The organism is Tessaracoccus sp. (assembly GCF_016714275.1).
In the GTDB taxonomy this organism is placed as follows: domain Bacteria; phylum Actinomycetota; class Actinomycetes; order Propionibacteriales; family Propionibacteriaceae; genus Arachnia.
In genome coordinates, this window is record NZ_JADJNP010000008.1 from 1 (window position 1) to 19,445 (window position 19,445).

The 19,445-nt window shown below is 68.6% G+C and carries 38 protein-coding genes; 18 read left to right on the plus strand and 20 right to left on the minus strand.

What is annotated here, in order from left to right; genetic code table 11:
• Nucleotides 1-82: 82 nt before the first annotated feature.
• From IPJ61_RS19000 to IPJ61_RS19020, 5 genes are all read right to left on the minus strand, one after another.
• Complete coding sequence (locus IPJ61_RS19000) at nucleotides 83-376, minus strand: hypothetical protein (RefSeq protein WP_297111572.1); 294 nt, start codon at nucleotides 374-376, stop codon at nucleotides 83-85.
• On the minus strand, nucleotides 373-657 hold the full coding sequence (locus tag IPJ61_RS19005) for a hypothetical protein (RefSeq protein WP_297111574.1): 285 nt from the start codon (nucleotides 655-657) through the stop codon (nucleotides 373-375). Before IPJ61_RS19005 ends, IPJ61_RS19000 begins: the two co-directional genes overlap by 4 nt.
• 227 nt (nucleotides 658-884) lie before the next feature.
• Nucleotides 885-1,394, minus strand: coding sequence for a hypothetical protein (locus IPJ61_RS19010; protein ID WP_297111576.1), 510 nt, complete (start codon nucleotides 1,392-1,394; stop codon nucleotides 885-887).
• A 276-nt stretch (nucleotides 1,395-1,670) separates the two neighbouring features.
• Entirely contained in the window at nucleotides 1,671-2,240 is a 570-nt protein-coding gene (locus IPJ61_RS19015; protein ID WP_297111579.1) for a hypothetical protein, read from the minus strand.
• A 52-nt stretch (nucleotides 2,241-2,292) separates the two neighbouring features.
• Nucleotides 2,293-2,619 (minus strand): hypothetical protein, encoded by a 327-nt coding sequence (locus IPJ61_RS19020; RefSeq protein ID WP_297111581.1) that lies wholly within the window; start codon nucleotides 2,617-2,619, stop codon nucleotides 2,293-2,295.
• A 93-nt stretch (nucleotides 2,620-2,712) separates the two neighbouring features.
• Here IPJ61_RS19020 and IPJ61_RS19025 point away from each other — a divergent pair, with 93 nt between their 5' ends.
• On the plus strand, nucleotides 2,713-2,931 hold the full coding sequence (locus tag IPJ61_RS19025) for a hypothetical protein (RefSeq protein WP_297111584.1): 219 nt from the start codon (nucleotides 2,713-2,715) through the stop codon (nucleotides 2,929-2,931).
• Between the two features lie 183 nt (nucleotides 2,932-3,114).
• Here IPJ61_RS19025 and IPJ61_RS19030 read toward each other — a convergent pair whose 3' ends face one another.
• From IPJ61_RS19030 to IPJ61_RS19065, 8 genes are all read right to left on the minus strand, one after another.
• Nucleotides 3,115-3,900: a DUF7695 domain-containing protein gene (locus tag IPJ61_RS19030; RefSeq protein WP_297111587.1), complete on the minus strand. Its 786-nt coding sequence runs from the start codon at nucleotides 3,898-3,900 to the stop codon at nucleotides 3,115-3,117.
• Nucleotides 3,901-4,110: 210 nt separating this feature from the next.
• Nucleotides 4,111-4,269: a hypothetical protein gene (locus tag IPJ61_RS19035; protein WP_297111589.1), complete on the minus strand. Its 159-nt coding sequence runs from the start codon at nucleotides 4,267-4,269 to the stop codon at nucleotides 4,111-4,113.
• Between the two features lie 29 nt (nucleotides 4,270-4,298).
• Nucleotides 4,299-4,532, minus strand: a complete 234-nt coding sequence (locus tag IPJ61_RS19040; RefSeq protein WP_297111594.1) for a hypothetical protein — start codon at nucleotides 4,530-4,532, stop codon at nucleotides 4,299-4,301.
• A gap of 34 nt (nucleotides 4,533-4,566) precedes the next feature.
• The gene (locus tag IPJ61_RS19045) at nucleotides 4,567-4,956 is read right to left on the minus strand and encodes a DUF3037 domain-containing protein (protein ID WP_297111597.1); all 390 of its coding nucleotides are present in this window, start codon (nucleotides 4,954-4,956) and stop codon (nucleotides 4,567-4,569) included.
• Nucleotides 4,953-5,960 (minus strand): hypothetical protein, encoded by a 1,008-nt coding sequence (locus IPJ61_RS19050; protein ID WP_297111600.1) that lies wholly within the window; start codon nucleotides 5,958-5,960, stop codon nucleotides 4,953-4,955. The genes IPJ61_RS19045 and IPJ61_RS19050 overlap by 4 nt, the downstream gene beginning before the upstream one ends.
• Nucleotides 5,961-5,994: 34 nt before the next feature.
• Nucleotides 5,995-6,426: a hypothetical protein gene (locus tag IPJ61_RS19055; RefSeq protein WP_297111603.1), complete on the minus strand. Its 432-nt coding sequence runs from the start codon at nucleotides 6,424-6,426 to the stop codon at nucleotides 5,995-5,997.
• 33 nt (nucleotides 6,427-6,459) lie between these two features.
• A complete protein-coding gene (locus tag IPJ61_RS19060) occupies nucleotides 6,460-7,182 on the minus strand; it encodes a hypothetical protein (RefSeq protein WP_297111606.1) in 723 nt (240 codons plus the stop codon).
• Between the two features lie 24 nt (nucleotides 7,183-7,206).
• Nucleotides 7,207-8,508 carry a hypothetical protein gene (locus IPJ61_RS19065; protein ID WP_297111608.1) on the minus strand — a complete coding sequence of 434 codons (1,302 nt, stop codon included), beginning with the start codon at nucleotides 8,506-8,508 and terminating at the stop codon, nucleotides 7,207-7,209.
• 57 nt (nucleotides 8,509-8,565) lie between these two features.
• On the opposite strand from IPJ61_RS19065, the gene IPJ61_RS19070 reads away from it, so the two are divergent.
• Nucleotides 8,566-9,294 carry a transglutaminase domain-containing protein gene (locus tag IPJ61_RS19070; protein WP_297111611.1) on the plus strand — a complete coding sequence of 243 codons (729 nt, stop codon included), beginning with the start codon at nucleotides 8,566-8,568 and terminating at the stop codon, nucleotides 9,292-9,294.
• Nucleotides 9,294-9,686 carry a GNAT family N-acetyltransferase gene (locus tag IPJ61_RS19075; protein WP_297111614.1) on the plus strand — a complete coding sequence of 131 codons (393 nt, stop codon included), beginning with the start codon at nucleotides 9,294-9,296 and terminating at the stop codon, nucleotides 9,684-9,686. Before IPJ61_RS19070 ends, IPJ61_RS19075 begins: the two co-directional genes overlap by 1 nt.
• On the opposite strand, the gene IPJ61_RS19080 is transcribed toward IPJ61_RS19075, so the two are convergent.
• On the minus strand, nucleotides 9,687-9,878 hold the full coding sequence (locus IPJ61_RS19080; RefSeq protein ID WP_297111617.1) for a hypothetical protein: 192 nt from the start codon (nucleotides 9,876-9,878) through the stop codon (nucleotides 9,687-9,689).
• Here IPJ61_RS19080 and IPJ61_RS19085 point away from each other — a divergent pair.
• A complete protein-coding gene (locus IPJ61_RS19085; protein WP_297111620.1) occupies nucleotides 9,855-10,064 on the plus strand; it encodes a hypothetical protein in 210 nt (69 codons plus the stop codon). The genes IPJ61_RS19080 and IPJ61_RS19085 overlap by 24 nt on opposite strands.
• Here the strand turns inward: IPJ61_RS19085 and IPJ61_RS19090 are convergent.
• Nucleotides 10,061-10,804 carry a hypothetical protein gene (locus IPJ61_RS19090; RefSeq protein ID WP_297111623.1) on the minus strand — a complete coding sequence of 248 codons (744 nt, stop codon included), beginning with the start codon at nucleotides 10,802-10,804 and terminating at the stop codon, nucleotides 10,061-10,063. The genes IPJ61_RS19085 and IPJ61_RS19090 overlap by 4 nt on opposite strands.
• Complete coding sequence (locus IPJ61_RS19095; protein ID WP_297111626.1) at nucleotides 10,801-11,187, minus strand: hypothetical protein; 387 nt, start codon at nucleotides 11,185-11,187, stop codon at nucleotides 10,801-10,803. The genes IPJ61_RS19090 and IPJ61_RS19095 overlap by 4 nt, the downstream gene beginning before the upstream one ends.
• A 57-nt stretch (nucleotides 11,188-11,244) precedes the next feature.
• Here IPJ61_RS19095 and IPJ61_RS19100 point away from each other — a divergent pair, with 57 nt between their 5' ends.
• From IPJ61_RS19100 to IPJ61_RS19135, 8 genes are read left to right on the plus strand one after another with little or no spacing between them, the layout of a single operon-like run.
• On the plus strand, nucleotides 11,245-11,709 hold the full coding sequence (locus IPJ61_RS19100) for a hypothetical protein (RefSeq protein WP_297111629.1): 465 nt from the start codon (nucleotides 11,245-11,247) through the stop codon (nucleotides 11,707-11,709).
• Nucleotides 11,710-11,732: 23 nt separating this feature from the next.
• On the plus strand, nucleotides 11,733-12,218 hold the full coding sequence (locus tag IPJ61_RS19105) for a hypothetical protein (protein WP_297111633.1): 486 nt from the start codon (nucleotides 11,733-11,735) through the stop codon (nucleotides 12,216-12,218).
• Between the two features lie 10 nt (nucleotides 12,219-12,228).
• Nucleotides 12,229-12,504 (plus strand): hypothetical protein, encoded by a 276-nt coding sequence (locus tag IPJ61_RS19110; RefSeq protein WP_297111636.1) that lies wholly within the window; start codon nucleotides 12,229-12,231, stop codon nucleotides 12,502-12,504.
• Nucleotides 12,501-13,001, plus strand: coding sequence for a hypothetical protein (locus tag IPJ61_RS19115; protein ID WP_297111639.1), 501 nt, complete (start codon nucleotides 12,501-12,503; stop codon nucleotides 12,999-13,001). The genes IPJ61_RS19110 and IPJ61_RS19115 overlap by 4 nt, the downstream gene beginning before the upstream one ends.
• Before the next feature lie 6 nt (nucleotides 13,002-13,007).
• Nucleotides 13,008-13,271: a hypothetical protein gene (locus tag IPJ61_RS19120; RefSeq protein WP_297111640.1), complete on the plus strand. Its 264-nt coding sequence runs from the start codon at nucleotides 13,008-13,010 to the stop codon at nucleotides 13,269-13,271.
• Nucleotides 13,255-13,479: a hypothetical protein gene (locus IPJ61_RS19125; protein ID WP_297111643.1), complete on the plus strand. Its 225-nt coding sequence runs from the start codon at nucleotides 13,255-13,257 to the stop codon at nucleotides 13,477-13,479. The genes IPJ61_RS19120 and IPJ61_RS19125 overlap by 17 nt, the downstream gene beginning before the upstream one ends.
• A gap of 2 nt (nucleotides 13,480-13,481) precedes the next feature.
• On the plus strand, nucleotides 13,482-13,688 hold the full coding sequence (locus tag IPJ61_RS19130) for a hypothetical protein (protein WP_297111646.1): 207 nt from the start codon (nucleotides 13,482-13,484) through the stop codon (nucleotides 13,686-13,688).
• Nucleotides 13,688-14,014, plus strand: coding sequence for a cyclic-phosphate processing receiver domain-containing protein (locus tag IPJ61_RS19135; RefSeq protein ID WP_297111649.1), 327 nt, complete (start codon nucleotides 13,688-13,690; stop codon nucleotides 14,012-14,014). Before IPJ61_RS19130 ends, IPJ61_RS19135 begins: the two co-directional genes overlap by 1 nt.
• A gap of 25 nt (nucleotides 14,015-14,039) precedes the next feature.
• Here IPJ61_RS19135 and IPJ61_RS19140 read toward each other — a convergent pair whose 3' ends face one another.
• The 4 genes from IPJ61_RS19140 to IPJ61_RS19155 form a co-directional block, all read right to left on the minus strand.
• Nucleotides 14,040-14,426, minus strand: a complete 387-nt coding sequence (locus IPJ61_RS19140; RefSeq protein WP_297111652.1) for a hypothetical protein — start codon at nucleotides 14,424-14,426, stop codon at nucleotides 14,040-14,042.
• A gap of 39 nt (nucleotides 14,427-14,465) precedes the next feature.
• On the minus strand, nucleotides 14,466-14,651 hold the full coding sequence (locus IPJ61_RS19145) for a hypothetical protein (protein WP_297111655.1): 186 nt from the start codon (nucleotides 14,649-14,651) through the stop codon (nucleotides 14,466-14,468).
• Between the two features lie 241 nt (nucleotides 14,652-14,892).
• Nucleotides 14,893-15,219: a hypothetical protein gene (locus tag IPJ61_RS19150; protein WP_297111658.1), complete on the minus strand. Its 327-nt coding sequence runs from the start codon at nucleotides 15,217-15,219 to the stop codon at nucleotides 14,893-14,895.
• 41 nt (nucleotides 15,220-15,260) lie between these two features.
• On the minus strand, nucleotides 15,261-15,560 hold the full coding sequence (locus tag IPJ61_RS19155) for a helix-turn-helix domain-containing protein (protein WP_297111661.1): 300 nt from the start codon (nucleotides 15,558-15,560) through the stop codon (nucleotides 15,261-15,263).
• Between the two features lie 87 nt (nucleotides 15,561-15,647).
• Here IPJ61_RS19155 and IPJ61_RS19160 point away from each other — a divergent pair, with 87 nt between their 5' ends.
• The 6 genes from IPJ61_RS19160 to IPJ61_RS19185 all read left to right on the plus strand — a co-directional run bounded on the left by IPJ61_RS19160 (nucleotide 15,648) and on the right by IPJ61_RS19185 (nucleotide 19,443).
• Nucleotides 15,648-16,274: a hypothetical protein gene (locus IPJ61_RS19160; protein WP_297111664.1), complete on the plus strand. Its 627-nt coding sequence runs from the start codon at nucleotides 15,648-15,650 to the stop codon at nucleotides 16,272-16,274.
• Nucleotides 16,274-16,465: a hypothetical protein gene (locus IPJ61_RS19165; protein ID WP_297111667.1), complete on the plus strand. Its 192-nt coding sequence runs from the start codon at nucleotides 16,274-16,276 to the stop codon at nucleotides 16,463-16,465. Before IPJ61_RS19160 ends, IPJ61_RS19165 begins: the two co-directional genes overlap by 1 nt.
• 64 nt (nucleotides 16,466-16,529) lie before the next feature.
• Nucleotides 16,530-17,048 (plus strand): hypothetical protein, encoded by a 519-nt coding sequence (locus IPJ61_RS19170; RefSeq protein WP_297111671.1) that lies wholly within the window; start codon nucleotides 16,530-16,532, stop codon nucleotides 17,046-17,048.
• A 108-nt stretch (nucleotides 17,049-17,156) separates the two neighbouring features.
• On the plus strand, nucleotides 17,157-17,867 hold the full coding sequence (locus IPJ61_RS19175) for a hypothetical protein (protein WP_297111673.1): 711 nt from the start codon (nucleotides 17,157-17,159) through the stop codon (nucleotides 17,865-17,867).
• A 321-nt stretch (nucleotides 17,868-18,188) separates the two neighbouring features.
• Nucleotides 18,189-18,740 carry a helix-turn-helix domain-containing protein gene (locus IPJ61_RS19180; RefSeq protein WP_297111676.1) on the plus strand — a complete coding sequence of 184 codons (552 nt, stop codon included), beginning with the start codon at nucleotides 18,189-18,191 and terminating at the stop codon, nucleotides 18,738-18,740.
• Between the two features lie 199 nt (nucleotides 18,741-18,939).
• Entirely contained in the window at nucleotides 18,940-19,443 is a 504-nt protein-coding gene (locus IPJ61_RS19185) for a hypothetical protein (RefSeq protein WP_297111679.1), read from the plus strand.
• Nucleotides 19,444-19,445 lie beyond the last annotated feature (2 nt).

Sequence of the window (19,445 nt, forward strand, 5' to 3'; positions counted from 1 at the left end):
GGCGCGTGCGCAAAGGCGTCGATCGCCGTATCGATCGCCGTCATGTCGACGTCGGCGTCGTCGATCCCGCCATCACTGTAGCTCATGGTGTTTCCTCGGGCGCCGGCGTAGGTGTGCCGACGCAGGCTTCGCCGTCGATCTCGAGCGGCACGATCTGCGGTAGGCGACCGTGCTGGCCTTCACCGTCGAGGCCGTAGAGGTGGAAGTGCAGCACCTCAGCGCTGCGGTACCCGCGCCAGCAGACTCGGCACTGGTGCGGCAGGTAGACTAGCGCGACGCGGGGCGCAGGCTCGGCGTCGGGCTGGCGTGCCTGGATGACCAGCCCGACGAGTAGGATGACCGTCACGGCTAAGACGCAGATCTGGAGGGTGGTCATCGGACACCTCGAAGGCCGCACGCCAGCTCGGCGCAGTAGAGCGTGAACTTGGATGCGTAGTCAACGTGGCCGGCAGCGAGGCGATCAGCCGCGGCGACCGCAGCCTCGTCGACGGGTGCCAAGCGTTGCCGGTGACGCTCACGGTTGATCGCCGCGCGCATCGCCGCTAGCTCGTCCGCGAGCCAGCCGGATCGCCGCGCACGTAGCGCATGCTCGCGTGTCAACGTGACCGTGAATGCGTCACGGATGGCGTGTAGTGCGGTGAGCTGATGAGGTGACACGCGGTCTTGTCTTACCACGACAGATGACCAGTTCGCAAATGCGACTGAGTAAAAAAGTGCGCGACGAGCGCCCCTTGCGTTACCTTGCGAGGCTCCGCCCTGCGTAGCTTTGTGCTACCTCGCTTAGCGTAGCCGACCTCGGCCATTAAAAAAAAGCACGACGAGTGCCCATTGCGTATCCATGCGCTGCAGCGCTTGGCCTTGCCTGGCCCTGCACGCCTATCCAACTAATCTGATCCCTTCGACCCCTTTGGGACACCCAGCGTTGTCGGTGTAGACCGACGTACCGCCGGGTTGAGGATTCGGTTCGCCGCACGCGCCGCGTTGCGGGCAGCCGTATACTGCGCAGCCATCGACGTCGCCTGGCGGTCAAGCTGGTTGCGGGCGGCGTCGTCGGGGAGCTGCGATCGATCGACGTACCCGACCGCTTGGATGGCACGCCGTTGGATGCCGAGTGACTCACGCCACCGCCGTGCGGTGTACGCCGGGACCTCGTGGTCGAGCAAGACCCGCAGCGCGCCCTTGCGCATGGTGACGACGACGTGATCACCGCGCTCGGCTTTTTGGCGCTCGATCCAGTCGCCGAGGGACATCGCGAACAGCTGGTACTTCTGCGATCCACGCTCGGCGCCGCTGAGTTGCGTTAGCGTCTCGACCGAGATCTCGTCGCCCTTGGCGACGGTGTCAGGGTCGATCGGGTATCGCGTCGAGATCAAGACGTCGTTGTCATCGGACATCAGTCACCTCGCAAGTAGCATAGCCAGCCGGCCGATACAAGAAAAGTGCGCGACGAGCGCCCATTGCTAGCCTTACCGAGTCGTACCAAGCCGCAGCACCGGCTTCGCCCCGCTGGGCACGTCATGGCCGTGCTTAGCAGCGCTCAATACTGTCAAAAAAGTGCGCGACGAGCGCCCATTACGTTGCGTTCCTGTGCCTTGCCCTGCCCTGCATTGCCCTGCCCTGCACGGCTACGCCTCGCAAGACGACGCGTGGCTGGGCTACGCTTCGCAGTGCTAGCTGATCTTGCGAACCTCGAACCGCCCGAACCGCGGGCGCCACTCGCAGGTACCCATCTGCCCCGCCGCCTCGCAGATCTTCAGCAGGTCGGGTTCGTCGCGGATGACGTCTGGATCCCAGACGATCCGGACGGTCGTCGACCAGGCATGGAAGATCGGCCGCGACCGGATCACCCGCGCGGGGCCGACGCGGACGCCATTCCGCTTCAGGAACTTGCCGCTTTTCCACATCGCCTCGACGTCCTTGGGGCCGTCGTAGACGAGCTTGGCGTGGTCTGGGACGACGATGCCGGCCTTGGCGTCACGCCCCTGCTTGGTTCGCTTGGCGCCGGCGACCAGCGTCGCCTCGATGCACTCGCTGGGCAGGCACGGCTCACCGTCGTCGTCGAGGTACAACCCGCCCTCCCACTCGACGCGGGAGATCCGGAGGTGGTCCTCGAGCGTCTTCTTGCGCTTGCCAGTCAGCTCGGCGAGCTGGCGCGTCATCGGGTCGAGGGGATCGGCGAGGCGCCCGTTGTGGACGATGAGCGGGGCGACGCCGGTGATCGCGATGCAGGTCTCATGCATGTGCGGAGCACCCTACCCCATCCCTTGATTAATCGCAAATGCGAATCAACGATTAATCGACGGTGTGCCACCGGCCAGCGTCGCAACGCAGCTGGATCGGCGGCGTGATGTCGACGTCGCCCGCGACCAACCCGTCGACGAACTTCCGGAGGTACGCGATCTCGGCGGGGTTCAGCGGCCCCGCCGTCATCAGCAGCGCCGCGGCGATCGCCTGGTGGAGGCCGTCGACGTCGGGGATGACGACGGCATCACCACAGCCGCAGGTCCGGACCTCGACGTTGTTGAGGATGGCGTTCGCCAAGCCGCACGCCGTGTAGACGTAGGTGAGGTGGCGGCGGGCCGACTGCGGCTGACGACAGACCGCGCAGATGTGGTTCATGATTGTGCCTCGATCCTACATCACGCCGCCGCCGGTCGCAAATGCGAAACCGACACCTTGACTGCGCCGGGTGATCTCGACGATTGTCCGGCCGTGCGCATCTACACGCTGTGGGAGTCCGAAGGTGTCGTCGATGGCGAGCTGCCTTGGCTGCGGGCCGCGGTCGAGCCCGACGCGATGGGTGAGCTGCCGGCTGAGTACGTCGCCGCACGCTGTAGCCCCACGGCACGCGAGATGATCGTCGCCGTGCCCGATGGCGACGTCCGCCGGCTGTTCCAACCACCCGTCGTGCGTGGTCATGTCGAGCGGTGATTGGCGCGCCCGTCGGGCCGCGATCAGGCGCCGGCGTGCCTGGGAGGAAGGCGCTGTCGTCAAGTCGCAGATGGCTTACCGGCAGGTCCGGCAGACCTACGGCGGCGTGCTCGCGATCCCCCTGGCGGTCTACGTCATCCGCGTCCGCGGTAACGCCTGGTTCCGGTTGACCTGCGACGAGGACTAGCGGACGGGGCCGTGACCACGGCGGGGTGCGCGTCCGCCGCGCTTGGTCTTGGTCTTGGTCTTGGGCTTGGCGCGCGGCTTGGGCGTCTGCGCTGCGCGCGACGCGACGGCGATGATCGCCCGGATCGCGTCCCGGTATGCTGTCTTGAGGTCGTCGGGGAGGTTGCCCTTCACCCAGACAGTCGCCTCATCAAACCCGGCGCTGCCAAAGCCGCGGCGGAGGTACTCGTAGCCGCCGTCGGCGAAGCTCTTGCCGCAGCTGCAGCGCGCAAGGTCGTGGGTCCCCGTCGACTGCGCGATCGTCATGCAATCGCGGCACCGGGCTGCGTTGACCAGGATGCGCCGCTCGTCGACATCATCCGGGCGATCGGGCGACAGCCGCGTCGAGAGCGCGACCCGATCGAAGGCGTTGTCGCCTCGGCCCGCGCGCCGGGTCCGCCACTCCCCGATGAGGTCGGCGCGCTCCTCCCAGATGCTGCTTCGCTCAGCGTCTCGCGGCGTCGCGCCGGGGACGGCGTCGATCAGCGCGGCCGCGCCGGCGAGTGCCTCCATCGGCAGGTCCACTGTGTTCTCGGGGTGAAGGTTGGCGACGTGGTGGTCGACGATGACCGTGAGGTGGTTGATCAGCTCGCGGAGCTTGGCCGCCTGCACCGTCGGCGTCTCGGCGCGGACGGCTTGCGCAGCCGCGCGCGCCTTGGCGGCGTCCTGGCGTGCCGTCTCGAGGTCGCGCGTCATCCGGTCGTACTGTGCCTTCGGGATCGTGATGGTCGAGGTTGAAGCCATGGCTTCGGCATTCTCATGTACGACGACCGGCTCCGCAAGTCCACGCGTCAGCTGGTGTGCATACGTTGCCACAGAATGGGCAATCACCAGGCATGGCGTGCATCATGCTGCCGGACGGGCGGTTCGTAGCTGCGCGCTGGCGGTGCCGCATTGTGCGAGGCTGCAGCCAGGCCCGTGCCCAGGCACGTCGTGTGCGATGCCAACCAAGGCTCACCGCGCGTCCTTGCGCGGCTTCCGGCGCAACAGCTTGACGATCTCCTCGGCCAGCTCGCGCGTCGACGGCCCGATGGGCGCCATCGGCTTGATGTGACCTTGCACGGGCGCCGTCGGTACCACGACGTCGCCCACCTCACGTGTCTGGGCTCGCATTTGCGAACCGTTGTAGCACGCCGCCGCGCCTAGAGGGAAGCGCGTTGCTGGAACTCGGCGATCGCGCGTCGTGCGTCCGCGGCGGCGGCCTGGACCGTCGGCCAGAAGGCGGGCGTGATGGTGTGCTGCGGGACGCACACGGGCGCAGCGTGGTAGAGCGCATAGACGCGTTCGACGTCATCGGCCGTCGGAAGGCGGACGGCGTCGATCGTCTGCGTGAGCGTCGTCAATACCTCGAACGTCGATTCGGCGGGCTGGAGCATGGTCCGTGTTGCATATGCGACACGGCCACGATTGTCAATCCTCGACCAGCTCGGTGAACAACCGCCGGAGCGTCGCGATACGCCCGTCCGCGGTGCGCAACGGCGTCGCGACGACGCTGTGGGTCTCGCCGGCCAAGAACGTCCCGACCGCTGGCACCGTCACGTCGACCTCGCGCAGCCGCGCATCGAAGCTACGGATCTCGGATGCCAGCCGGACGTCGTCCAGCTTCGCCTTCGGGAACATCACCCGGAGCCGATCGAACGCGGTGACGTAGGCCGTCTCGAGGCGGCCACGGTCAGGATCGACGAGCACGACGCCGACGTTCGCACCCTCCGCCCGGATCCGCGTCGGTTGCCACTGGACGATCGCGAAGTAGACCGTGTGCGGCATCCGAATCGGCTTCGTGTCTGCGTCCGCGCTCATCGCCGCCGCAGGCGCCGACCGCTCAACGCCGGCGCAGGTTCTGCCGCTACCGCCGTCTTCGTCCGCTTGCGCGCCGTCCGCTTGTCGTCCATGTAGCGGAACACGTTGACCATCGCGGTCATCGCGACCGCCGCCGCGCTGAGGATGCCCAGGCTGTACATCCGGTCTTGGTGGCGCTTCAGCTCCTCGACGGCGGCCTGCCCGGCGTTGTACTCCGCCGGCGGCGCCGTGGTCGGTGCCAACGGCGACGTGACCGTGGGCTCACCGTCGGCGCCGAGCATCGTCATGCGCGGACCTGCCAGCTGCGTCATGTAGCCCTGGACGTAGCCCGGCGGGTCACCCGGCAGCGTCGACCGCGGCGAGCCCGTCGGCGGGATCCACGGCAGCGGGCTGTACGCGCCCGTCTTGCCGGGCGCCCACTGCGAGAACACCGGCGTGTACCCGCGTTGGGTCGCAAGCTGCAGGTCCGTCGGGACAGCGCCGAGGCCTTCGTGCTCGTACTGCCACGTCTGGTTCTCACGGAAGTTGGGGCCGCGCTCGGGGCGCCGCGTGCAGTAGGCCGACGGCCCCGCCGTGGTCTTGCCGACCGCGACGATCTCGCTGCTCGGGTACGGCGATCGGTCGCCCTCGGGCGCGAGCACGAGGCCCAGCCGCGTCTCGCGGCTGGCGATGACGCCCTTGAGCGACTCGATCGTGCCGTAGGGGTCGAGCACGTTCTGGACGCGGGTCACCGCGTTCCGGACGGCCTCGACGGCCTGCGTGCCACCCGCCCGCGGGGGCCGCGCCGCCGTGGTAGCCGTCGCCATCGTGGCCGCCGGGCCGGCCTGCCAGCCGGCCGGGGCTGGCGGCAAGCCGACGTTGACCTTGCCCGGCGGGTACAGCATCTGCCGCTGCCGGGCCACCCGCGCAGGATTCTCGCAGCCGACGGTCGGTCCGCTGAGCACGAGCGTCGTGGTGCCGGGGGCGACGCCGACCGATCGCGGGAGCGTTTGCGCAGTCTGCATGCCAGGCAGCGTACCACACCCCTGGCGGCGCTGACTACTTGGTCGGCTTCGCCTTCGTCTTCGTCGCTGCCGCCACAGCCTCCATGTGCTTGAGGGCCGCGTCGGCGGCCTTGAACAACTGCCGCGCGGCGTCCTTGAGCGCGACCTGGCCCGCCGCAGTGGCGGCCTCGGCGATCACGCTGGCCGCACGCGTTTCATGCTCGGGTGTGACGCTGACGCCGGCCGCGCTTGCGAGCGCCTTGAATCGCGCCAACCCCCGGCGGACGGCTTCGTCTTCGTCGGTGACTAGCCCGTGCTGGATCAAGCCGACGACGAGCGCAGCGGCCGTCGACGTCCACCGGCTGACCTCAGCGGCGGCGGCCTGCCGCTTCTTGTTGTACTTGTGGAGCCCCAGGAGTCCCCCGAGGAAGCTGAGGACGGTGACGACGTCTTGGGGACGGTCGGCGAGCAAGCCAAGGATGGACATCCTCGAGAGCTTGCCGGAAAGGGCCGCGGCTGTCTAGCGCGTCAACGCGCGGACGCCGAGCACGGCTCCGCCGACGACGACGAGGCCGCCGGCGACAAGGCCACCGATCCCGATAGGCGTCGCCCACCAGTGACCGATCGCCTTGAAGAAGTCGGTCCGGCTCACCTGGGTGCCGAAGTTCGGGCGGGTCAGCGACGGCGCCACCTCGACGTAGTCGGTGTATCCACCGAGCGTCGCGCTGCGCGGCACGGCGACCCGGTACTGATTGCCGGCGTACCACCAGATCGTCGTCGTCGGCATCGCCGGCACGGCCGGCGACCCGGCCGCGGACACGAGCACCGTCGTGAGTGCTTCGCTGAACCGCGTCCGTGGCGCGGGCGTGCCCTGGGCTGGCGTCGATCCGCCGCCGCTCGCCGCGGTGCCGGCGCGATACGCCTCCATCGCGATGATGCCGCCTGCGATCGTGCTGGCGTTCTCGCGGATCATCTTGTAGACGCTCGCGCGGCCGTCGTCCGTCGCCAGCAGCATCAAGATGACGGGCCCCATCGCCCGAACCGACTGCGGCAGATCGGGAATGCGCGGGATCATCATCGCGACCGCCGTCGCAGTCTTGATGCCCACGAGGCCATCGACGGTGCCCGGGTCGGCAGCGGCGTACCCGGTCGCGGCGACGTACGCCTTGAGGACGCGCTGGAGTTCAGCGACGCCGGAATCGGGCTTGGGCGGCGTCGTGGCAGTCTGACCGGGTGCGGGCATGGTCAGAGCCTACACCAGCGCCCGTCAGTGCCGCAAGAACAGCCCGGCGCCGACCGCGGCCGCGGCGGCCACGCCGCCGCCGATCAGCCCGTACTTGGTCCGCGTCCGTTGCAACCACGGCCGCGTCGCACGTTGCCAGGCGGTCTGATCGACGACCTGGACGCTCGTGGTCTGGGGCGGCGTCGCGATCGTCACCGTCTCGCGGTGCGTCGTCCCTGGGCCGGGTGCCGGGACAGCGACCCGGTACTTGTTCAACGTCGGGTCGAGCCACGCGATCGTGCCGAGCGGATACGCGATAGACTGCGCGACGGCCTCGGTGCGGATACCCTGGACCTTGGGACTGATCGCCGTCAGCACGGCGCTTGTGTCGATGAACAGCGGCCGGCCCTTGCCACCCGTTGTGAACGTGAGCCCCTCGCCGGCTGTACCGCCGGCCACCAGCCCTGGCCACGCTTGGGGTGTGCACGGCGGTGCCGGAATCGACGCCATGCCGCACACCGACAACGCGGCGCCGTAGGCGGCCAGGTAGGGCGCAGCCGCCGGGAAGGCCGCAAGCGCGCCTGCTGCGGCGAGCGCCTCGGTGCCGGTCGCCTTCGCGCAGAACTTGGCGGCGTTGTCGCGGATCCACTTCTCGGTCCCGTCGACGGCCTGCTTCCACGTGCCCTTGAGCGCGACACGGACGGCGTAGCCGATCGTCCGTGTGCCGACGTCGTACGTCGCCCACAGCTCGGCCGTCCGGACGTTGCCGCCCATCCACGGTCGTGCGCCGTACGCCTGTAGTGCCTGCTTGCCGAGAAATGGGCTCGATGCCGGGCTCAGGTCGAGCAAGTACCCACCACGCGCCGCAAACGCCTTGGCCGACTCGCCAGGCGTCGGCTGAACTTCGACGGACACGACGCCAACCTGCGTCGCCCAGGCCTCGGCGGGTTGTGCGAGGATCGTCCGAAGCCCCTCGCGGTGCGTCGGCACGGCCGGCTTTCCCTCGAGAATCTTCGCCACCGGCGTGCTGCTGTTCTTGTACTTGTCGCGGAACGCGGTCTTGCTGCGTGCCGCCATCAACCGCAGGATCATCCGGGCGCGGACGTCGTCGGGGTTGGCCGGCATCGAACTCTGCCAGTAACGATTGCCGCCGGGCGCCGTCCAACCCTCTGCGACGAACTGCTCCCAGGGCACGACGATGACGTAGTACGCCTTGTCGGCGGGGCAGCCGGCGTCCGTCGCGGTGCCGGGCAGGCACGCCGCCCCAAACATAAACGCCGGGATGTCCAACGACAGGTTGGGCAGGTCGTTGAGGCTCGGGCGCGGGCACGGCGGCGGCGTGGTCATGCTGGGAGCCTACACGACGGCTAGCCGGCCTGTCACCGCCCGTGGTAGGCTCCTAGAATGACCACGAGCCTGTTCCGCTCTCCCGTGTTCTGGGGTGGCCTTGCCGCCGTCGCCGTCGGGACGGGTGCATACTTCCACGCCAAGCGCGGGCGGCTGCTCGGCCGCTCGAATCCGAAGCCGGTGCTGATCAAGAAGAACCCGGCGAAGACGCCGACGGTGACCGAGACGCGGACCGAGGGCGGCGTGACGATGCGCCGCTACGAGCTGGCGTCGATGAGCATCGACGAGCGCCTCAACCTGATCCAGGCGCGCGTCTGGGACGGCGTCAACGATCCGCGCATCCGGAAGCTCGCGCTGCAGATCACGCGCAGCTGTGGCCGTGACGACGGCGCGTGTGAAGCGCAGCGGGTCTTCGACTACGTCAAGGCCAACGTCCGGTATACGGGTGACATCGGTCCGGTGCTCAACCCGAAGACGGGCAAGGTCGAGGCGATCGACCTCTACCAGAAGCCGTGGGTGACGCTCGAGTACGGGGGAGGCGACTGCGACGACCATGTCGGCGTCATCGCTTCACTCTTGACCGTCATCGGCCACACCGTCCGGCTCCGCGTGAGCGCGTCCTCGCGGTTTGGGGACTGGGAACACATCTACCCCGTGACGCTCTTGCCGAAGCACGCGCCGAAGCTCGCGCGTGCGGTGGACACGACGCTGCCGTGGAACGCGAAGCTCGGGTCCGAGGCGCGGTACGGCAAGGCGCGGGACTACACCGTCGAGGCCCCGGCCTGATGCCGGCCGTCATCCGCGAGGTCGAGACAGGCGGCAAGCTGTCGTTCCGCTTCGACGCATACTGTGGCGACCGGGTCTGTGGATCGATCAACGTCGTCAAGCTGCCGAAGCCCGTCGGCGGACGTGTCAGCTGGAACGTGCGCGGCGTCTACGTCGATGCCAACCACCGCCGTCAGCGTATTGGGACCCAGCTCTACGAAGCGGCTGCGCGTGAGGCGTGCCGTCGGCGTGGTCAGCTCGTGAGCGTCGCGGGCAACCGCGATCCGGGCGCGCACTCGCACGACTTCTGGGCCAAGCAAGCACGCCTCCGTGCTGCGACGGTCACGCGGACGGGGAGCTACGCGTTGCCGTGTCCGGTTACGGCGCTCGGTCATTCGCGGCGTACTACGTGATCATCGAAGTCGGAGCTTGATGACGCTGTCGGGTGCAAAGATGAATTCAAAGCCGGCGGTCTGGATGAAAAACACGGGGCGGTTTGCGACGGTCGCGGCGTAGGTTTGTGCGTCCGGATTGTCGGCCATGAACGTGGCCAGGGTCTCGCCCTCAATAGGCTCACCGGCATGAAGTGCGTCAAGGTCGAGCACCCGAAGGCGTCGTTCGACCCGCGGTCCTTCCGGACCCTGGTCCGCGGTGACACCCGCATCCTCGTCGGATGCCCGAAGGGTGCCTGGCAGCCACGCCTCGCACGCTGCCGCGTCGGCACGCGTGCCTACGAGGTGATCAAGCTGAACGCGACGTCGTGTGCCGGCCACGGTCGACGTCGGCGTTAGCGCCGGCGGCGGTCGCGCGGGAACTTCGGTGGCAGTAGCTCCTGATTGACCCGCGCACCCTGACCGGGGCGTGGCGGCTCACCATACCGTCCCGACTGCCACAGCCGTGCCGCGAGCTGCAAGAACTTGCGCTTGTTCTTCGGCGTCAGGCAGTTCTCGACGGCGTTGTAGGTCGGCGACTTGTACAGGATCTCATGCGCTCGCGCTGGGTCGTCAGGGTGGGCATAGTCGACCCGTTGACGGACCGCCTTGCGGGCCTCCGTCGACGATAGCTCGTGCGTGACCTGCGCGATGCGCGCCGTGATCTCCGTCGGCGCGTTCACGTAGCCGCAGAACTCGTCGGAGGCTGCGTGCCGGTACGTCGTCGTGACGTCCGCGGCGTGTGCCAGCTCGTGCTGGATCACGCTGCGCATGTCCCGGTTCCAGTCCGCGCGGCGCCGGCAGCTTGGCGTGACGTCGAGCCGGACCCGTCCGGCGTGTTGGCCGCGTGGCGAGTAGCGTGCGAAGCTGCCAGCCGGAACGTGCTCGCGGTGCGGTGGCGCGTTGGGGTCGCCGGGTACAGGAAAGACGCTGACGCCGACCGGCTTCCCTGCGTAGACCGGGCGCGACGTCGTCGACGCGAAGTCGCCACGGACGTGGTCTGGACCGCACGCTGGGAATTGCTTGATCAGCGCGGCCGCGATCCGTCCGGCTTCTCCCTTGGGGAGCGGGATGGGCTTGCCGCCGGCGAGCCGGGTCATGCGGACCACACGCCTTCAGCTTGCAGCGCACGGCGGATTGTGGTCGCGCTGCCGCCGTCGACTGCGAGCTTGGCGACGCGCTCCCAGGCGTGCGGGTGTGCCGCGAGCCGATGCAGCGCCGCCGCGAACTGCTTGACGTACGGCGTCGCCTTCACGGTCGACAGCTTGCACGCGAGCGGGATGCTGCGCGCGCCGCGCGCGGCCGACGGCCATTGCTGGGCGCTCAGGTCGTAACAGAATCCGCGGCCGCGCGGATTGGTGTACGGCGTGATTCCCAGCCGGATGTACGACCGATCAGACGCGGTCTTGTACTGCCGCAGCGCCCCGCCAGGGCACAGCGACGACTTCAGGCCGCCGACGCGACGCTCGATGCACTTGTCCATGCGCCGTAGCGTAGCCGACGTTGCAGACCCCCGGCAAGAGCCTGTATGCTCTCGCTCATGAACCCCGTCGCCGAACTCCGTGCTGCCGTCGCGGCGCTGCCGCACGTCCCCGACACGACGCCAGTCGAGCCGACGCTGGCGTTCGGCGCACCCAACGCGCTCGTCTTCGACACGCCCAACAACGTCGTCCGGCTGTCGGTGGGGTGGGGGCAGGCGACCGGGCGCCCAACGATGGGTCAGCTGCGGGCCTGGCTCGGCCTCAAGAGCGGCGGGCTCGCCGGACCGTGGGCCTCGGCACGGGGCCTCGAGAACGTCCTCACGTGGCGCGGCGCGCTCGTCTTTGCCAGCGCGCTCGTCTCGGGCTACCACGGCGTCAAGCGCAACGACGGCTCGGCCTGGTGGGGCCTCGTCTGGTTCACGATGGGCGCGGTGCTGCCAGGCGTCGTGCCGCTCATCGCCGTCGGGCAGGGCTATGGGCGCAACGCGAGCAGCTGCGCGCGGCCGGCCGCGGGGCGGGCGTAGCCATGGCGCCGAAGGCTAAGGCCGTGTTTCGTCCGGCGACCGGACGGCTCCCGACGCTCGACGATTTGAGCCTCGGCAACCGGAGCACCAAGTACAACGACCTGACGTGGGCGAAGGCGTGCGCTGCGAAGCACAAGTTCGACACGGCGACCGGGTGGCGGAAGTTGGTGCCCTCGATGACGGTCTCGTACGGCGCCGATCCACACGCGCCCATGAAGCATATGGACTGGCCCGATCCGTGTGCTCCGAACGCGGTCAAGCGCGCGCTGGGTGAAGCCCGTCGGCTTGTCGAGGAGGACGGCAACATCTTCGCGGCGGTCTCGGGGCGGATGCGATACACCGCCGGCGGCGACCAGCCAGGTCACCACGCGTCCTGGAGCCTCGGCGAGTACGCGCGAGAGGGTTCGATGTTCGCCGGCGCCGTGCGATCACGCCGGAAGTTGCCTTCGCTGCGTCGAGTAGCGACGCCGCCGGCGTTGACGTTGACGCCGTCGACCGCATCACGGTAGACTGCCGTCCATGAACATTCAGCTGCTCCAACGTCCACCCACGCTCAAGGGCCCCGCTGGCAAGGCCGGCGCGGTCGCCTGGGGCCTGCTGACGACCGCCAGCGTCGGTGCGAGCGCCTACCACGGCTCGAAGCGCCATGGCGGCTCGATCGGGTGGGGCGTCGGCTGGGGCGTCCTCGGCTTCTTCTTTCCCGTCCTGACGCCGGCGATCGGTGCGGCCCAGGGCTTCGGGAAGTGCAAGTACAAGTGTGGCGGCGTCGGCCGTGCGCGCCGGAAGGGTCGGTGAACATCATGTACGCCCCGTTCAACACCTTCGAGATTCAGATGACCGCGGACCAGGCGCGCAGTGCCTCTCAACCGGGGCGTGACGCGTTGAGCGACGTACGCGCGCTGCTGCGTGACCCGAAGATCGCGCGGCAGCTCCGCAAGATCGACCCGGAGAAGATCCGTGCCGAGTTGAAGGAGCACGGTGCCTGGGACGCGGCGGAACTCGCCGACGACAACGCCAACCGTGAACGGATCATTTGGATCGCCGCGGGCAACATCACGGAGGATCTGGCGGAGCGCGGCCGTGGCCGTGGACTCCGTGGGTTTGGCGCGTCAATGTCGACGCGCACCTTCGATGCAAGCGCCCGCGCCGCGCTCGCAGCCGTCAAGGCTGGCGATTGCGCCGGTGCCGCAACCGCAGCTGCACGCGCACGGCAACAGGCGACGACGCCGCACCAACGTACCGCGGCGTCCAAGTTGCAGCACAAGGTGCTGCGCTGCAAGCGCCGGCGGTAATCCACCGTGATCACCGTCCGCATCAACAACAACCTCGCCGGCGCGCAGCGCGCCGCCGCGCAGTTCGGTCAGGCCGACTGTGCGGCGTCGCCGCATCGCCCGGGTGAGATCGTCTGCCAGTTGCCGTGCATGCTCGAGGGACGGCGGCGCGTCCGTCGTGCCTTCGCGAGCGGCGCCGCTGGCGTGATCTGGTTCGACGACCGCTGCCCGGCCGACCTCAAGGGCGTCCGGCGTCGTCGCAAGGGAGGCCGTCATGGCACGCGGGCTTGAGTTTCGAGTGATCGTCGAGTCAGATGGCAAGCGCATCGGGTCGATGGACGCTGACGCGTTCGTCAAGGCGGCCAAGTGTCCTCGGACGATGTTCTTGGATACCTGCGTCAGCGAGTTCAACGCGTGGAAGGCACGCATCGGCGAGCCGGAGCGCGTCCGCGTCGAGGTGCTGACGCCAACGAAGGCCCGCCGCCGGCGGTGGAAGTAGCCATGGCCATCAAGCGCAATCAGACGTGCTCCGTACGGAGCTTCGCGTTGGGCTGCATCGAGAAGTACACGGGCAACGGCAGCGCGTCGGTGACGCGCGAAGGCGGCGCCTACATCGTCCGTGGGTTCACCGCGGCCGGGAAGCACGTCGCCAAGGGCGTCCGCCAGCTCGGGGCTGCACGCAAGCTCGCACGCGCGACGGCCAAGTAGTGCCCGCTGCGCTGGTCGTCGAGGATTGCCCCGAGCGCGACGCCGAGCTGCGCCGCCGCCTGGCCGGCTACGTCGTGACGATCGCGCGGTCCTACGACGAAGCCCTCGTCGAGCTGCACGCCGCGACCTTCGACGTCGTCAGCCTCGACTACGACCTCGGCGGCCCCAACGGCAACGACGTCGCGATGTTCCTCGCCGGGCTGCCCGTCCCGCGGCGCCCGCACGCCGTGATCGTCCATTCGATGAACCCGGTCGGTGCGCAACGGATCGCGGCGACGCTCGGGACGGCGGGCATCCCGACCGTCGTCCGGCCGTTCGGCGTCTAGAGCTTCACGAGCAGTAGGGCACGCGTCAACGGTCTTTCTTGCGCCGTTTGCGGTACTGACGCTCGCGTGCGCTGTCCGTTTTGTCGACGCGCTCGGCGGCTGCACGGTGCGCCCATTGCGATTCCGTGATGCCACACTTGTTCAACCGATGCAGGTGCGCGCGCATCTCGGCGTTCGGCAGTAGCCCGACCAGCTCAAACAGCTCTTTCCGGGCTGGCGACCAGTGCCGAAACTCCAGTTGCTTCGCGAAGACCCCGCGCATGGCCTCACGCGCGCGCTGTTCCTGCTTCTGGCCGATCCGCAGGTTGTTGGCCGCCTCACCGCATGTCCCGGCGCGCTCTGCCCGTGTGTACGCACGCAGCGCGGTCAGCAACGCCCCCTTGGTGTCTGCGATGATCGTTTCTGTGGTCATAGCCCTAGATACTACGCGATGGTCCGCGAACTGGATAGCCTAGAGCTTCACGAGCAGCCCGTCGCAGAGCACGTGAAGCCAGCCGTACGGGTCGAGCACCGGGTGTCGCCAGTACGCGCGGCCGCATACCTCGCAGACACAATCGCCGCCGGCCCGGACGTAGTCGCCGTTGGCGACCGCAGCTTCGATGGCTGGCGTCACGGGGACGGGTAACGGCGTCTGCATCAGTCGGCGCCCACGGCGCGGCAGACGGCGGCCGGCAGGTCACGTCCAAGGTATACGCACCCGCACCGTCGGCAGCGCTTCCAGATCGACGGCCGTGTCTGTGCGGCCGGCAACCAACACATACGGTGCAGGAGCCGCGTAGGCACGCCGCGCATCGCGTCGCGCAGGATCAAGTGCCACGCCAAGACATACTCGGGACGGTTCAACGGCCCCCGGCAGCGGATCAGGTGCGGCTGTGGATTCACGCCGGCCACTGGTGCTCCTGATCGTCGACGCCGAGCGCCCAGACCGTACCGTCCGCGAACACGTCGATGACTGTTACCTCGACGCTGCGGAACATGATCGATGCGGGGTCGTCGAAGCACTCGGCGATGAGCCCACCGTCGCCCGTCGGGAACCACCGGATCCGCGTCGGCAGCTCGTCCGCGACCCGGCGTGCAGCCGTGATCGCCGCCGCCTTCGGGACGCACGGACACGTCTCGGGGCTTGTCCGCGGCGGCGGCCGGTAGCCGCAGTCGGTGTGCCAGCAGGTCGTGATGGCGGCGATCTCGTCGATCTGCGCCTGCATGTCGAGGATGGCTGTACAGGGCGTACAGCTTCCCAACCGCGTCATGTCCGTGATTCCCCCGACGGTGCTGCGTCTGTCCGCAGCCACCGTTCTAGCTCGCTGCGCTCGAACATCATGATCCGCCGCCGCGTGACGCGGCCGCACGGCCGGAGCTGACCGCCGGCGACGGCGCGCTCGAGCGTCGAGCGGCTGAGCCCCGTGAACGTCACCGCACGGTTCATCGTGAGCATCGGCAGCTCGGCGAGCGAGACGGGCGACGCTGACGTACGCGTGGGCGGGCGCTTGAGCGGACGGCGGCGTGGCACGTCGGCATAGTCCGTTGTTCCGTCAATGGCCGTCAATGGCCATCCTTGAGATTCTTTGGACTTCAAACGATTTCGCGTACTTAGAGCTTGATTGGAGCCTGGCGACCCGCTAGTCTACTGACAATGACTCGCCACGGCGCTCTCCAGCACTACCTCCGTCCCGACGGTGTGTACATCACGAGCGTGCTGCAGCCGTTCGCGAACTTCAACCCCGTGCCGGACACCAACGCCGTCGCCGCGAGCTTCGTCTCGCCCGGCGCGCTGGCCGGCCCGGTCGCGCTCTGGGGCTGCAACGGCGGCGTCGGTTGTGCGCCGGCCCTGGGTTCGATGAAGTCGCGGTGGCAGGCCTTCAAGGCCAAGGTCCAGCTCAACCTGCAGACCCAACGGCTTCGCCGTACCGCGCGCGCCGTGGCCGTGACCGCGCCCGGTCAGGTCACCACGGTCGACACCTCGCCGCGGCCGCCCAACGCCAACGTCGCGGCCATCGCCGTGACCAGCGGCTGGGCGCCGACGCCGCAGTCGCCGAAGTCCGACGCCGCGATGGTCTACATGCCGGCGCAGGGTGATCCGCCCGCGCGCGGCCCCGTCGCGACCGGCGTCGCGATGGCGCAGAACCAGGCCGCGTTCCCCCAGAACTTCTGGAACCGCGTCATCCGCGACGGGCTCCCGCCCGTCGTCGCGGCGCGCGCCGAGGAAGACGTCCTGACCAAGTGGTTCGGCGTCAAGAGCCCGACCGGAGCGGGCTACTGATGGCCGCCGCGATCACGCTGGACGGCCCGCCGCCCGCGGCGCCGGCGGCGAAGCCCAAGCTCGACCGCGAGGGTTGCCGATGCGTGAAGAACAAGCGCACCGGCAAGCCCGTCAAGCTCTGCCCCGTCCCCCCGTCGCCAACCCATCGCAGTGGCTGGGCCTTCGTCAAGGGTTCCTGCACTGACGACTGACCCCCGTCTCCAACCCTCACTGAACGAAAGCGAGTCCATCATCATGTCCAGCCTCGGCGATTACATGCCCAACAGCCTTCTGGAGTGGTCTCCGGCCATCGGCGCCGGTGTCCAAGGTGTCGGGGCCATGTCGGCCCGGATGTTCCTCTCGCCGGACAGCTGGTTCGCCCGGCACTCCGAGGTGACCGGCGTGTTCGCCGCGGCGCTCGTCGCGGGCGGCATGGCCCTCTCGCCGAGCACCCGCGGCGCCGTCGGCGGCACCCTCGCGGGCGCCGTCGCCTCGGCGGCCCCGCGCCTGATCGAGTCGATGGTGGCCAAGGCCCCGGTCGCCGGCGTCGGCTACTACGCGGCCGAGACCGTGAACCCGATGCTCGGCATGGTCCGCGCCGATCAGATCAACGGCCTCGGCTACGCCACCGCGCAGCCGCAGCCGCACGCCTACGGCACCGTCCCCGGCGTCGCCGGCGCGGTCGCCGGTCCGATCGCGGACAACGGCCACGGCGCTCCGGTGAACCTGCTCGGGCCGCCCACCCACCACATGCAGCTGGCGGCGCGCTACGGCGCGACGCACATCTCGCACTGATCCCAGTTCGACGCCGTCGGTGTTCGACGGCTGAGCCTCTGACCTGCGGGTGAACAGCCCGCCCTTCAACTTGCGGGTGAACAGCCCGCCCTCTCAGGAGCTACCACCATGTCCATGGGCACCGTCGGCGTCGCACCCGGCACCACCACCTTCACCCTCCAGGACGGCTCGGTCATCTCGCTGGCCGACTGGGTCGACGACCGCATCTTCTCGACGATCCAGCTGTCGAACGGGCAGTCGGGCGCGCTCGAGTGCTTCGGCGCCGGCCTGTCGCAGCAGATCCCGGGCGGCACCCGCACGCTGACCTCGGCCGACACCAACCTGCAGCGCGCCGGCTCGAACGGCCTGCCGCAGGCGTACGAGCTGCTGGTCTTCTCGATCGGCATCGACTTCATCCGCGCGTGCCGTCCGCAGACCGGCGCCACCCAGCCGGTCATCGGCGACTCGGGCGGCGCGCTGTCGGAGCCGCTGCGCATGGCGACGTTCTTCGGGATCAACCGCCTGACGAACATCCAGTTCAAGTACCGCGAGAAGACCTACAGCGAGGGCATCCCGGTCAACTTCCCGACCGGCCGCGGCGCGTACATCAACGCGACCACGTCGGACTTCGAGGTCGTGCAGAACGGCCGTCCGGACCCGCGCTCGCGCAACTCGATGGTGCTGCCGATCCGCCTGCAGGAGAACCTGAGCTTCAAGCTCGTGTTCGCCCCGCAGTCGCCGCTGGTGATCTCGCAGGACGCGACCGACGGTGGCACCGACCTGACGTTCGTCGACGCCCACGGGGAGCTCAACGGTCTCTTCAAGCGCCCGGTTGTCTAGTTGAAATCATTGGGCTTTGAGCTGGATGTCCTCTAGCTGAAAGTCCATTGACTTCGACAGACACCGAGCGCAACCTCCACGGGGTCGGGCACGTCGCCCGGCCCCGTTCGGCTTTTCGGAGGTTGCATGTCTGCGTTCGTCGATCTCACTGGTCAACGTTTTGGGCGGCTCGTCGTCCTTCACCGCGTCCCGCCTACGCCCGGGTCCAAACAGAAGCCGCGCTGGACCTGCAAGTGTGACTGCGGCACCCTGCGGATCATCGAGGGCGGGTCGCTGCGTCGCGGGATGTCAACATCGTGCGGATGCTTCCAACGGGAAGACATGGCGCGGCGGCGGACGACGCACGGCCTGCGGCGCCTGGCGCCCGGTGTGGCGCCCGGCGGCGATGCGCGGGCATCGCGGTCGTCGACGTACGCGTCGTGGGCAAACATGCGGGCACGTTGCAACACGCCGGGTGCGGCCGGCTACGCCAACTACGGCGGTCGTGGCATCAAGGTGTGTGCACGGTGGGATAGCTTCGAGAATTTTCTTGCCGATATGGGTGAACGGCCGAAAGGAACGTCGCTCGACCGTGTCAACGCAAACGGCGATTACGCGCCAGACAACTGTCGGTGGGCGACCCCGACCGTACAGCTGCTGAATCGGCGTGACCGGATCTCGCTCAACGCCCGCGAACAGATCATTGGGCTCTTGCGGAAGGGCGTAACGCAGGCGGAGATCGCCGAGACGTTCAACGTCAGCGCCCGGACGGTCCGGCGGATTTGGACGGCCATCCAGCTCGGTACGCCTGCGGCTAACGTCCCCTTGCTGCGGGGCGATGTTGCCGCAAACGGGACGACCGCGCCGACGCGCACCGACGAGCCCAAGGCCTAAGCTGTTCCCTCGGCGCCGCCCCCGACGGCCGCCCCTAGCCCAAACCAAAGGCTCCACATAGGCTCCCCAAACGCCCCCGGAGCTGGCATACTCTCACCCAGGCTCTCACCCAGGCTCGCGCCCAGGCTCTCGCAGGCTCGGGCTCAGGCTCCTCCAGCTCCCTGAGCCTTCCCTCTCTCTCGAAAGGACCGCCACCACCATGGGTCGCCTCGCACAGACCTTCGCCGGCCTCCAGATCATGGACATGTTCCCGTACAACATGCCCACCGAACAGACCTTCACGACGGGGCAGACCGGCATCGCCTTCCCGAACGCGGACCTGATGAACCAGGAGGGCATGCCGTTCGCCGTCCACCGGGTCATCCCGCGGGTGAGCGCGCTCGACTCGAGCGGGCTCTTGTTGGCGACGCAACCCGACGTCAACGTCGCCGAGGCGCTCATCAAGCTGGCCGTGCTCTGGCAGGGCTTCAACCAGAACGGCACGAAGGCGCCGACGCGGATCAGCAACCTCGTCGGCGGTTCGACGAGCGAGCGGTACTGGCGTCTGGAGGAGCCGATCGTGCTGCCCAATGCCAACGGTGTCGTCTTGACGGGCTCCTGCGACACCTTCCCTGCGTCGTTCGCGGGCTCGGGCATCATCAGCCTTCGCGTCACTCTCGTGCTCCAAGGCTTCTTCCTTCAAGTCGCGCCGCCGCGGGGCTAACC

What these genes read in the sequence shown, in the direction of transcription:
- IPJ61_RS19000 (WP_297111572.1), bottom strand. Translation starts at nt 376, where the DNA reads ATGACCACCCTCCAGATCTGCGTCTTAGCCGTGACGGTCATCCTACTC.
- IPJ61_RS19010 (WP_297111576.1), bottom strand. Translation starts at nt 1,394, where the DNA reads ATGTCCGATGACAACGACGTCTTGATCTCGACGCGATACCCGATCGAC.
- IPJ61_RS19015 (WP_297111579.1), bottom strand. Translation starts at nt 2,240, where the DNA reads ATGCATGAGACCTGCATCGCGATCACCGGCGTCGCCCCGCTCATCGTC.
- IPJ61_RS19020 (WP_297111581.1), bottom strand. Translation starts at nt 2,619, where the DNA reads ATGAACCACATCTGCGCGGTCTGTCGTCAGCCGCAGTCGGCCCGCCGC.
- IPJ61_RS19030 (WP_297111587.1), bottom strand. Translation starts at nt 3,900, where the DNA reads ATGGCTTCAACCTCGACCATCACGATCCCGAAGGCACAGTACGACCGG.
- IPJ61_RS19035 (WP_297111589.1), bottom strand. Translation starts at nt 4,269, where the DNA reads ATGCGAGCCCAGACACGTGAGGTGGGCGACGTCGTGGTACCGACGGCG.
- IPJ61_RS19040 (WP_297111594.1), bottom strand. Translation starts at nt 4,532, where the DNA reads ATGCTCCAGCCCGCCGAATCGACGTTCGAGGTATTGACGACGCTCACG.
- IPJ61_RS19045 (WP_297111597.1), bottom strand. Translation starts at nt 4,956, where the DNA reads ATGAGCGCGGACGCAGACACGAAGCCGATTCGGATGCCGCACACGGTC.
- IPJ61_RS19050 (WP_297111600.1), bottom strand. Translation starts at nt 5,960, where the DNA reads ATGCAGACTGCGCAAACGCTCCCGCGATCGGTCGGCGTCGCCCCCGGC.
- IPJ61_RS19055 (WP_297111603.1), bottom strand. Translation starts at nt 6,426, where the DNA reads ATGTCCATCCTTGGCTTGCTCGCCGACCGTCCCCAAGACGTCGTCACC.
- IPJ61_RS19060 (WP_297111606.1), bottom strand. Translation starts at nt 7,182, where the DNA reads ATGCCCGCACCCGGTCAGACTGCCACGACGCCGCCCAAGCCCGATTCC.
- IPJ61_RS19065 (WP_297111608.1), bottom strand. Translation starts at nt 8,508, where the DNA reads ATGACCACGCCGCCGCCGTGCCCGCGCCCGAGCCTCAACGACCTGCCC.
- IPJ61_RS19070 (WP_297111611.1), top strand. Translation starts at nt 8,566, where the DNA reads ATGACCACGAGCCTGTTCCGCTCTCCCGTGTTCTGGGGTGGCCTTGCC.
- IPJ61_RS19075 (WP_297111614.1), top strand. Translation starts at nt 9,294, where the DNA reads ATGCCGGCCGTCATCCGCGAGGTCGAGACAGGCGGCAAGCTGTCGTTC.
- IPJ61_RS19085 (WP_297111620.1), top strand. Translation starts at nt 9,855, where the DNA reads ATGAAGTGCGTCAAGGTCGAGCACCCGAAGGCGTCGTTCGACCCGCGG.
- IPJ61_RS19090 (WP_297111623.1), bottom strand. Translation starts at nt 10,804, where the DNA reads ATGACCCGGCTCGCCGGCGGCAAGCCCATCCCGCTCCCCAAGGGAGAA.
- IPJ61_RS19095 (WP_297111626.1), bottom strand. Translation starts at nt 11,187, where the DNA reads ATGGACAAGTGCATCGAGCGTCGCGTCGGCGGCCTGAAGTCGTCGCTG.
- IPJ61_RS19100 (WP_297111629.1), top strand. Translation starts at nt 11,245, where the DNA reads ATGAACCCCGTCGCCGAACTCCGTGCTGCCGTCGCGGCGCTGCCGCAC.
- IPJ61_RS19110 (WP_297111636.1), top strand. Translation starts at nt 12,229, where the DNA reads ATGAACATTCAGCTGCTCCAACGTCCACCCACGCTCAAGGGCCCCGCT.
- IPJ61_RS19125 (WP_297111643.1), top strand. Translation starts at nt 13,255, where the DNA reads ATGGCACGCGGGCTTGAGTTTCGAGTGATCGTCGAGTCAGATGGCAAG.
- IPJ61_RS19130 (WP_297111646.1), top strand. Translation starts at nt 13,482, where the DNA reads ATGGCCATCAAGCGCAATCAGACGTGCTCCGTACGGAGCTTCGCGTTG.
- IPJ61_RS19140 (WP_297111652.1), bottom strand. Translation starts at nt 14,426, where the DNA reads ATGACCACAGAAACGATCATCGCAGACACCAAGGGGGCGTTGCTGACC.
- IPJ61_RS19145 (WP_297111655.1), bottom strand. Translation starts at nt 14,651, where the DNA reads ATGCAGACGCCGTTACCCGTCCCCGTGACGCCAGCCATCGAAGCTGCG.
- IPJ61_RS19150 (WP_297111658.1), bottom strand. Translation starts at nt 15,219, where the DNA reads ATGCAGGCGCAGATCGACGAGATCGCCGCCATCACGACCTGCTGGCAC.
- IPJ61_RS19160 (WP_297111664.1), top strand. Translation starts at nt 15,648, where the DNA reads ATGACTCGCCACGGCGCTCTCCAGCACTACCTCCGTCCCGACGGTGTG.
- IPJ61_RS19165 (WP_297111667.1), top strand. Translation starts at nt 16,274, where the DNA reads ATGGCCGCCGCGATCACGCTGGACGGCCCGCCGCCCGCGGCGCCGGCG.
- IPJ61_RS19170 (WP_297111671.1), top strand. Translation starts at nt 16,530, where the DNA reads ATGCCCAACAGCCTTCTGGAGTGGTCTCCGGCCATCGGCGCCGGTGTC.
- IPJ61_RS19175 (WP_297111673.1), top strand. Translation starts at nt 17,157, where the DNA reads ATGTCCATGGGCACCGTCGGCGTCGCACCCGGCACCACCACCTTCACC.
- IPJ61_RS19180 (WP_297111676.1), top strand. Translation starts at nt 18,189, where the DNA reads ATGGCGCGGCGGCGGACGACGCACGGCCTGCGGCGCCTGGCGCCCGGT.
- IPJ61_RS19185 (WP_297111679.1), top strand. Translation starts at nt 18,940, where the DNA reads ATGGGTCGCCTCGCACAGACCTTCGCCGGCCTCCAGATCATGGACATG.